Raw genomic sequence first — 11,035 nt, forward strand, 5'->3', positions numbered from 1 at the left:
AAAATCACGGTTCGTTCACAATTGTGTTGTGGTATAAGTTCCGATGAGAATTTTGGCTGATTGCCACAAAAAAACGGGACCGCCCTCAAAAACTGTCCCGTTTAGAAAATGGGGATCCTCTCTTTATTTCGCCAAAATCATCTTTCCCGTCAAGGTATTTCGCCCTACAGACATTTGGTAGAAATACACACCGGAAGGTTGTCCGGTTGCATCAAACACCACCGAGTGTAAACCGGGGAAAAACTGTCCATTGGCCAAGACTTTTACTTCTCGTCCCAATACATCATATACTGCAATCTTCACCTCCGAAGCCTGGGGCACATTAAACTCAATCACCGTTGTTGGATTAAACGGGTTGGGGTAGTTCGGATAGAGTTTATAGGCTTTAGGGAGTGGTTCCGCATTGGCAATGAACTTAACGTCTTTCAGGCTAATCTCGAAGTTTTGTGGGTAACCTTTACCAGCAGCAGGCAATACATAAAAAGACAACCAACGCAAGTCCTCGGCAGTAAATGTATCACCAGCGCCATTGTTGAGTTGGCTATATCGGATGGTGTAGGTTTTAGGATACGACGTAAGGTCAAAAACAGTGCGGAATTGTTCGTTTCCAGCCCGCGAGGCTTTTTCCGGAGAAAACTCAATCCTTCCAGAGCCAGACGCTATAAACTCGATGGCATTATAGGCGCTAAAGTCCGCTGCGGTATTTCCTGCCCGCAATGTCCGAAAGAGACTGACCACCTGATTGTTTCCCAAAGCCTCGGTTAGCTTTCCGGAGAACTGTGCATTTCGCTCCACCACATAGGCATCGGTGGAAGGGGTAAACGTTTCTTGTGGCACAACCTTCAAAGCGGCTTCCTGAACCAAATGAGGCACATTGTAACTCCATGTACCATCGGCATAATATAATTGGTCAATGCCTTTCTGTGTGCCGTCCGACAGTTCGAAGGTTGCGTCATAGAGGGGGCCATTTGTTGGAATGGTGATATTCTGAACCGACTTTCCGGACAAATTAAGCGTCATATCCACCGTGCGGGTATCCGTTGCCACTTCCGAGTTTCGGATAAATCCGGTCAGTTTTGCGGTCGAAAGTCCGTTAGGATTTGCAATTTCAAAAACCAACTTAGACTGCTCGTAACGCCCCTTCCGTACATAAATTTGCGGAATTGTTGGCGCATTCCATTCAGTATTGTTGATGGTAACCGCTCCGCGTGCCTGAAGTTTTTTCAGGATTTCCTGAACCATTTCAGCGGTTTTCTCCGGTGAAAGGGTCCAAACCTCAAACGTCAGAACTTCCTCTTCCTTAGAAGCCGGAAGCGAATACTCTACGATAGCATTTCGGCTATCCACCAAATACCCATTGCCTGTTTTCCGAGCGGTAAACGTGACTGAATAATCCAATTGGCCATCAGCACGCATAATTTTGGACAATACAAAGGGGTTTCCAGCAATTTCAAGGATTCTTACTTCATCTAAAGTATGGGTTCCAAAGCGGTCGCAGGTTACTTTTGCGTGTTCATAGTGGTGGCCTTGTGTAACGGCGGCAAAAATCCCTGCCATCCGACGGTTGTTCTTGTTAATTTGGTTATAGTCCACAGCATAAAGGGCTTTTGCTTTCGTAACTCCATACGACATCAGGTCTTCAACGGCCCATGTCTGGTCGAACGGTAATGCGCCCTCTGGGCCAGTTGCTGGAACCAACTCTGCCAATACAGAGGCCATTGGAGAAGCCGTTTTATGGAGGGTGGAAATAGGCCCTTCTTGGCGCACAAATTGGCGGTTAAAGGCCCTCTGGGCCAGCGCTAATGCAAAATCGCCATTCGATTCTACGCCTGCATCGCAAGAACAAGAAACAGTCTTTGGCGCAATGCTGGCACAGCCTTCATTATTGGCCGCTGTTGGGTCGTTACTGGTTGTTGTGACCGTAGCACAGTTTTTTACCTCGGCAGGCGCACCATTATTAACCGAGGTTTTAACTATCAGGGTGGCCGTCTTTCCTGCATTCAGCGTTCCTACATCCCAACTGCCATTCTGGACATTGAAGGTTCCCTGTGTTGCACTGACTAATGATACAAAAGAGATGCCCACAGGAATACGATCGCTAACAAAAACGGCTTGTGCGGTTTCGGGACCATTATTGGTTACTGAAATGGTCCATTCCACTTCGTCGCCAGGAGCGGGAATGGGATTGCTAACGGTTTTCTGTACACTAACATCTGCTCCACCGGGGCCTACCACCAGTGTTTTGTCTTCACAATGGTTATTGTCGGATTTTGGATCGGTATAGCCCGGCGGTGGTGAAACCGATGCAACATTAATCAGATTACCTTGTGGAGCAGATGCCGAAACCTTGCCTTTAATTTCCAAGAACAGGCTCTCGCCCGGTGCAAAGTTTAGGCCATTCCATAAGCCCGTTGCCGGATCATAAAGCCCTACATTCACTTGGCCGCTGCTGCTCCGGGTGGTGTAGGCATACGGTCCCACAAAATGGGTAGGGAGCGTATCTATGACCACCATGTTGGTTACGGTTGCGGGGCCATTGTTCACGATGGTGAGTGTATAGGTCAAATCTTCGCCTGGTGTCACATTCGCTCGGTTATCAGATTTGGTGATGCCAAGATCCACTTCACTGACTGGGGGAGGATTGTTTCCAGAAACCGTCGTTACATCATGACAAGTGTTGTTGTCGCTATTGGGGTCTATGGTCCCATTTGGTGGATAAACGTAGGCGGTATTCAACAGCAAAGTACCTCCGGGTGCATTTGCAGAAACCTGTGCTGTCACCTGCATAAAAAGGCTTTCTCCGGGTGCAAAGTTCAAACCCGTCCAAGCACCTGTGGTGGCATTGTATTGCCCCGCGCTCACATCATAGCCAGCCACGGTAACATAGGGCGGAAGACGGTCTATCACCGCAAACGATTCGAGCGTGGCTGGGCCATTGTTCACAACCGTGATCAGGTACGTCAGGATGCCTCCTGGAGCAATGGTGGTTTGGTTGTCGCTTTTCACAATGCCCAAATCGGCAGTAGAATTGCTGCCAGGAAGTTGGGTTTTGTCTGCACACGTATTATTGGCTGGATTCGGATCTGAAAAACCTGCCGGCGGCAGTACATAGGCTGTTGTCAGAATGGAGCCCGGAACAGCATTGGCCGCCACGGTGGTTTTTAATTCCAAAAAAATAGATTCACCAACGCCCAAGGTAAACCCACTCCAAGCGCCTGTTTGGGCATTGTAGGTCCCTCCACTGGGTGTGAATATCGGATTGGTGAGTGGCGTGCGTAGATTCACCACCACCGTCATCCCATTCACCGCCGAGGCGCCATTGTTGATCACCGTGATAATATAGGTCAACTGGCTACTCGCCGAAGTATTCTCAAGATTGTCACTCATGGTGATACCCAAGTCGGCGGTTTGTTGTGCAGAAGCCCCTAATGGCAAAAAAAAGCAAAACAAACCAAATGCTAACCAATATACAGGAAGTGTGAAAATTCGATCCATCACAATAATCAGATTTATGGTTTAGTACAGCAATCTAAAAAATATCGCTGTTCATTGAACACTAAAAACAAAAAGCGTTCCAATTTGTCGTTTTGTTAGATGCAAATTCCCGAAAGGTTGTTGGTTTTAGAGAAAAAATTCTAATGTTTTCAGGAGCTACCAATTTGTTTTCCATTAACCTACGGATTATCTTGCATAAAAAACCCGTGCTTCCCTCCGTACTTCAGATCTGAACTGCGAAGCGGGTTATTCCGCATCAATTGTTTAACCTATGACCGTTTCGATCATTTTCCTGATCTTGGCTGTTCTCTTGGCAGGTATTTTCTTCTTGGTTTATTTTAATCGGAACAATCAGGTTACCGATGCCCAGCGATTTAAAACCGAATTTAAGCGCGAAACCCTGCACGAAGTAGGCATCGAACACATACGACCCAAAGAAAAAACGACGGAGACACCAAGGCCAAGCCTCCAGACCGAACAGGCATCTGCGGAACCAAGCCCGCGTACCCTGAAGCCTGTGTCATCCAACACCGACGAAATTCTTAGTGTTCGCGCCAAGACAACACCGACCAAAACATCTTCTTCCCCGCTTCCTCAAGTGGCTCCGCCCACCTTTTTAAAAATCAAGGCTGCCCCAATCAGCCAAGTACACCCAACACCACACAACGAATCGGACCCAACACCCGTGGACATTCAACAGGTTTTTAAGCACACCCTCGAAGCCGTAAAAGCCGCTTCTATGGCCCATACGGTTGTATTGCTCCGTTTAGGGCAACACCATGCCTTCATCGAAGGGATATTCTCGGAAGAAAAGGCGATCCGACCACATATCCAGATCCCGCGATCCACTCCTTTCCTTCGGGTCATAGACCCGAAGGAACAGATTTCGGTGCTCACGGCCTCCGAAATTGCAGAAACGCCGCTCTATTATGCCAAACACATTGAGTTGATTGGCCTGATTGCCGCGCCCATCCACTTGCAAGATGGTTTATGGGGGTATTTGGTTGCAGATGCCACCGCGACCCATTCGGTACACCATCCGGGCATTCTTTCCGGTTTTGCACAAACCCTTTCTGCTGTCATAGCCGAGCATAAAAAAACCACGTCCATCAACTCCGGCCCCACAGTTTGGGCAGGACACGCCACACGGCCTCGCAAAGAAATTATTGCAGATGAAATGCGAAAAGCCCGAAACCAAAATCTTCCATTGGTTTTTGCATTGATCTATCTGAACCAATACATCGCCGCAGATAAAGAACTGACGTCCGATGTTATTGTTGCAAGGGAAAGCGAACTTTGGCAAGGGGTGGAAAAGGCCATCCGAAATATTGGTCGGATCGAACGGTTTGGCGAGTTGATGGTAGGCGTTTTCTTATACGGTACCACTTTTAACGCCGAAGACTGGATTTCCGACATTCAGTATAACCTAACATCCGAAATGCGTTTTCCGGCTCAGTCCATTTCTATTGGTGGGGTTTTGATGAATGATACCCACACCGACGGTTCAGCGCTCTTAGCAGATGCCATCGAAGCCCTGAAGCAGGTACAGCAGGGAGGCGCTGCCTTAATAGGTTGACCATTTCTATCCTAAAATCGCGGTTGTATTGCATCTTGATATATGTGTATCAGATATAATTTTGTTTTGGGTTTCATTGTTTCGTAATTTCAGGAAACCCAAAAGTATATGGCGGAAGACGGCTCTCCCCGAAAAATCATCCACGTAGATATGGACGCTTTTTTTGCGTCGGTAGAACAGCGCGATCATCCAGCATTACGGGGCAAGCCTGTTGCTGTGGGCGGAGGCGGTCCCCGTGGTGTGGTGGCTGCAGCCAGTTATGAGGCCCGCGCCTTTGGTGTTCGGTCTGCCATGCCTTCAATTACGGCCAAACGCTTGTGTCCAGACCTTCTCTTCGTTCGTCACCGTTTCGAGGTATATAAACAAGTCTCACAGCAAATCCGAGATATTTTCCTGTCTTATACCGACCTTGTAGAGCCACTTAGTTTAGACGAAGCCTATCTGGATGTAACCGAGAACAAGCGCGGCATACAAAATGCCACCGAAATGGCGCGCGAAATTAAGGAGCGTATCCGCGATGAAACCCAACTTACAGCCTCGGCTGGGGTGTCGTATAACAAGTTTCTCGCCAAAATTGCCTCAGACTATAAAAAGCCAGATGGACTTTTCGTGATCAAACCTCATCAAGGGGAAGCCTTCGTGGCCAGTTTGCCCATAGAACGCTTTTTTGGAGTAGGTAAAGTGACCGCACGACGGATGAACGACCTGGGGATTTTTACAGGCGCCGATCTTCGCGCCCAGCCAGAGGCGGTCTTGCGTACTCACTTTGGAAAAGCAGGCGGGTTTTATTATCGCATGGCCCGTGGCATAGACCATCGGGTGGTTTGTCCAGACCGCATCCGGAAATCCATCAGTTCCGAAACCACTTTTAGCGAAGATCTATATACGTGGGAGGCACTATCGGCCAAACTTCTGACCCAAACCGAAGATGTTTGGCGATTTGTGGAACGAAGCCGGATTCATGGCCGAACGGTGACTCTTAAGCTGAAATTCCAAGATTTCCAAATCATCTCCCGAAGTAAATCAGTTGTATGGCCCATCTCAGCACGCGAACAATTTGAACAAATTGCCCTTAATTTACTCTGGAACTTTTTGCCGCCCCCCAAAGGAATTCGACTTATCGGTATTGGGCTTTCTAACTTAGACACGGAAGACCATTTAGCGGGCAAACAACTCATGCTCCCTTTCGAAAATGGAGGACTGATCGAACCGACGAATCCGCATATGTAATACATGCACCGGAAATTAATATTTCCTAAAACACCTGCGGCACCTGTTTTGGCCCGATTGTGGCATATTGTTTATCTATGAACGCATGATAAAGCCTTAATATCCATAAATTCAAGTGCCCAGCGCTAACTTGCCAACCCACAAACTGGTTTATCGTAGAGGATGGCAAGATTTTTGCATAGGTTTTAGGGTTCATCCCGCCCTTATTTGAATACACCATATTCATTGATGGCAAGTGTTTAAGGTCAACCATTGAGAGCTTTATGGTTACTCGTATCAAAAATAAACCAGTTTTCGTCTGGATTTGATACAACCAAAACAACCAATTAACGGTTTAGGTATCGAATATAGATTCATCTGCAAGAACCAATTGAATGTGACCTACCTTGTAAACCTTCCAGACTGGACCAGCCCATTTCAAGACGATGTCCTGACAAACACCGAGGATCAACGTGTCTCTGATTCGGTGGTGGCGCAATTGGATGAAACAGGACGGGTACTGATGGTGAATCTCAAAGCCGAAACCGAGTGGGGCCTGACCAAGGGGATGAGGGTTCCGCGAGCCTTTATGTACACGTTGCGCACCCAAGTCCCAGACGAACAGGGTGTTTATGTGGTGGAATCTTCTCTCGGACAACTCCATGTATTGCACCTACAACAACAAGGTGGCTGGTTATTGATGAGCAAGCCCGCTTTATTGGCAGAAAACGGCATCCCAGAAAGTCCCTCTGCCTTTAAAGCACTCATTGAAAAAGTGCCGATTTTTATTCTGCATATGAATGCAGATGGAACCGTGCTCCAGGCCAATACAGAATCCGAACGCATCACAGGATATACCGCCTTAGAAACCCAGAATAGACCTTTCTTACTTGAAATATTACACCCCGAAGACCGTTGGAAGTTTACCAAAGCATTGCGGGAGGTGCGAGACGCGGGAAAAATAACCTTTGGTGCGCGGTTTCAGCGAAAACACGAAAACGAGGAAACCCGTTTTGCCGAGATCCATTTATATCTGGCCGCACGCGAAACCATTGGCGAGGTAGAAGCGGTTATTTTTGATGTGACGGATCAGTCGGAGGTGGATGCAGATCTTTTCCTGAGTGAATCGCTCTATCGGGTCTTTTTAGAACAAACCCCAACAGGGGTGATCCATCTGGATGAAATAGGCATTGTAACGTTCGAGAACCATCGCTTTCGGCAGTTGGTGGGAGAATCTCCAGAGGCCGCTTGGATCGGCCAGAACATCTACGCCCTAAGACCTTTTGGCGCCGAGGTAGAAGACCACATCCGTCAGATGTTGCGTACCGGAACCGAGTTCGGGAACGTAGAAGTCCGTCTCCAGATATTGCGCCAAACCGGGGAACAATTCCTAACAGTACATGGTGCGCCCATTCACCATCCCAGCGGAGACATTGTGGGAGGGGTTCTGCTTGTGGAAGACATTACCCATCGGAAACAACAGGAAATCCTTAGAGACCGCCAAAAATCCTATGTGCAAGCTGAGGCGGCCTTACGTGAAGCCTTATTCGACCATGAAAGCCAGACCTCCTTCTTGGAACGTGCCGTGGAAATTTTGGCTCAGGCTACGGCAGCCGATCGGGTGACGGTTTTTCTACGGGCCGATCAGGACAACCATTACCATGCCCATGCCGTTTGGCCATCCGACGGGCACGAACCCCTGCCATTTGAGTCGTTGAATGCAGCCGATTTTCCTATCCTGATGCGTACCCTCATTGACCGAGAAGTCCTGCACCTCAATCGCTCGCACCCTTTAACCCCCGATGCCGTTCTGTTACTTAACCGTTCCGGCATGTTAGAGGCCATTTGGGAGCCATTCTTCGAAAATGGACGCCCCTTTGGCTTTGTGGCCTTCGAAGTCCATCATACATCTGATATCCGCCGAACTTGGGATGCCACCGAACGATCCTTTGTCGAAAAACTGACCCACACTTTCGAAGCCCTTTGGGGACGTATTACTGCCGAAGTACGGTATAACCAAACGGTTGCCGCCATAGACGAATGCCTATTTAATTTCGAGTTTTCCCCCGACGACAGCCGGTCATATACTTTTATTACCCCACAAATTGATAAACTGATTGGTTATCCACCCGAACTATTGATGAATCGAGAAAAAGGACGGGTGGACTGGCTACGACAAATTGTAAATCCTGCAGACCGTGTAGAGGTCGCCGCCCACGATCAGTGTCTTCGTAGCGGCATCGGAAGTGAAGTAACTTATCGGGTTTTACACCGAGACGGTTCTCTTCGCTGGCTGCGCGAATCAGCAAGCCCACATCGAGACTCCTCGCGACGGGTAACGGTTGGAGGTATTCTAATAGATGTGACCGAACAAAAAACGGCAGAGAGCGACCTGATCAACGCAAAACGCGCCGCAGAAAGTGCCAATGAACTTAAGAGTGCCTTTCTGGCCACCATGAGCCATGAAATCCGTACACCGCTTGGCGCAGTAAATGGCTTTGCAGAACTTCTTGCTCGCGAACTGGCGGAGGTAGAAGAAAAAACCAAACGTCCCATGCCCGCACAGGTGACAGAGTTCGTGATTGCCATCCGCGAAAATTCCCAACGCCTGCTCACATTGGTAAACGACTTGTTCGACTTATCGAACCTCGAAATCGGGGTCATGTCCATCCGCCACATCTCCGTCCCCCTCCACGAAGTTGTGCTCAAGGCTACCAGCAAGGCTGCCGTAGCCCTGTCTCAAAAAGGCGTAGAATTAAAGTTGAACCTTGCCCAGCAAGAACCTGTGGTTATTGGAGATCCCCAACGGATCCAACAGGTTTTGGAAAACTTATTGGAAAACGCCGCTAAGTTTACGGAACAAGGGTCGGTAACCGTTACATCTTCAAAATTCGATACAGAGGTTGCGATCGAAATTATGGATACAGGTGTTGGCATGAGTGAGGAATACGCGGCTCACCTTTTCACCCCGTTTATGCAGGAAGACCGTCGGCTCAATAGGCGTTTTAAAGGAACAGGGCTTGGCCTTGCATTGGTGAAGCGGATTTTGGAGTTGATGGATGGCCGGGTAGAGGTTGAAAGTGAAAAAGGAAAAGGTTCAACCTTCCGAATCTGGCTCCCGCTTGCACAGCCAGCCACATAACCAAACAGGCGCCCAAAACCGAACGCCTGTCGCATTTAAAAACAGATTGAAAGATCAGAACTTTAATCTCAAGCCAATCACTGCACCCAAGCCGCCTATATTAATATAGGATTTAAGTTCATTACCTGCTTTTGTGGCATCAAAACCTGCGTGCCCTACTACATTCGAGGATTCAGTAATTTCGTCTTGATAGACCACATTTTTTGCATAATAAGGAAGTTGGTCTAAAGTGACTGGAATTTTTGTGCCACTGGCCAGTGTTCCGGTTGCCGAAAAAGCTGTCATTTCTTTAGACTTTGAACTAACAGGTGTATTTCGGTATTCTAATTCCGCTGTGAGGCCAAACCTATCACCAAACGGAATATCCAATCCCAAACCACCAATAAAACCAAGAGTTGGATTGGGCTGGACCTTCTCCGTTCGTGTTAATTCAGCCGACTTAAACAGGGGATTAACTGTTACGGCCACGCTGCCGATCTGGTCTTTTATCGTCGTATTGACTTCTGAGTATCCATAAACAGGCAATATAACTCCTACGCGGGCATAGGGTTTTATTTTATGATTACAGGGAAATCCAACCACAAAAGTCGGTGCTACTTCCGCTGCAATGGCCTTACTCTCTGCCTTCAAATCAAGGAGGGTTGTGGTTCCTGCGGTCACTGTTTTTTGAACCAAGGTCTGAGGTTTTCCTTCAAAATAAGTAACCCCAAATTCAAGGGCGAGGTTTTTATCTAATTTGTAACCCACCGTAAGGCCATACCGGAGACCTTCACCGAACGACCCGTTAAGCGCTTTTTCTGAAACCACCTTGGTTGCGCCCGTTGCAGGATTAACCACCGTCAAAACTGTTTGACGTGGTTCAAAGGAGCCTGCATTTGGAAATTCACCGGGGGATACCGTCACAAACTGACCTGCTGTTGGTTTAAAATACAAGCCTTTTTGACTTTGTGCCTGTATGAAAAGCCCCGAAAAGATCGCGAGGAAGATAAATAATGCACTGAAGCGTTTCATGATCTTGGAATGTTTAAGCCATTTTCTGTTGGCATTATAGAAAAAGATAAATTGAATGTAAAAGTATTAACATTATTTGATGTTTATTAATGAATTTTTTGGATTTTATGTGATTTTGGAATTAATAAAGAGTGTATTTTTGTTGTAATAACAAAAAAATAATAGCGTTAATGTATTTTTGTTTTTGCAATACTTCTTGTGCTCGGCGTGTTGTAGTTAATTTTAATTAAACCCTGTAAGTGTTTTACGTACAGTTAATCAAGAATTTCCCTAAGCACTATTTTAGGCAACATAAAGCACCCGTAACAAGTCACTCTGTGTACGACTTAGCACCTCCATACGATATTTTTGATCATAAGATTGCTTGAGATGATCAAACAGGATTTTAAGATATCAATATTTTTTTATTCTTGTATTATTTGTATAGTACAAGCTGGGATTTCACAATCCGTAGGTTTGTTTCCAAAGACATCTACGGTAGCGATGTATCCTATGTTTCTGATTGCTTCTTCTGCAAATATACTAACAACGAATTCAGCCCCCCATCTAAACAGTCTCCGAGCTAATGGATTATCCTCCCCGCCCGTTACCTGTAACGAGGT

5 protein-coding genes are annotated in these 11,035 nt (G+C 47.2%); 3 read left to right on the forward strand and 2 right to left on the reverse strand.

Going from position 1 to position 11,035, the window contains the following annotated elements; translation table 11 throughout:
* Nucleotides 1-123: 123 nt before the first annotated feature.
* Nucleotides 124-3,495 (reverse strand): DUF11 domain-containing protein, encoded by a 3,372-nt coding sequence (locus JNN12_08080; GenBank protein MBL7978287.1) that lies wholly within the window; start codon nucleotides 3,493-3,495, stop codon nucleotides 124-126.
* Nucleotides 3,496-3,766: 271 nt separating this feature from the next.
* Between JNN12_08080 and JNN12_08085 the strand changes: the two genes are divergently transcribed.
* The 3 genes from JNN12_08085 (at nucleotide 3,767) to JNN12_08095 (ending at nucleotide 9,422) form a co-directional block, all read left to right on the forward strand.
* Nucleotides 3,767-5,071, forward strand: coding sequence for a hypothetical protein (locus tag JNN12_08085; GenBank protein ID MBL7978288.1), 1,305 nt, complete (start codon nucleotides 3,767-3,769; stop codon nucleotides 5,069-5,071).
* 108 nt (nucleotides 5,072-5,179) lie between these two features.
* Entirely contained in the window at nucleotides 5,180-6,301 is a 1,122-nt protein-coding gene (gene dinB / locus JNN12_08090) for a DNA polymerase IV (GenBank protein MBL7978289.1), read from the forward strand.
* Nucleotides 6,302-6,677: 376 nt separating this feature from the next.
* Nucleotides 6,678-9,422, forward strand: coding sequence for a PAS domain S-box protein (locus tag JNN12_08095; protein MBL7978290.1), 2,745 nt, complete (start codon nucleotides 6,678-6,680; stop codon nucleotides 9,420-9,422).
* A gap of 54 nt (nucleotides 9,423-9,476) precedes the next feature.
* Here JNN12_08095 and JNN12_08100 read toward each other — a convergent pair whose 3' ends face one another.
* Entirely contained in the window at nucleotides 9,477-10,433 is a 957-nt protein-coding gene (locus JNN12_08100) for an outer membrane beta-barrel protein (protein ID MBL7978291.1), read from the reverse strand.
* Nucleotides 10,434-11,035: the final 602 nt, after the last annotated feature.

The organism is Bacteroidetes Order II. bacterium, assembly GCA_016788705.1.
GTDB lineage: Bacteria > Bacteroidota > Rhodothermia > Rhodothermales > UBA2364 > UBA2364.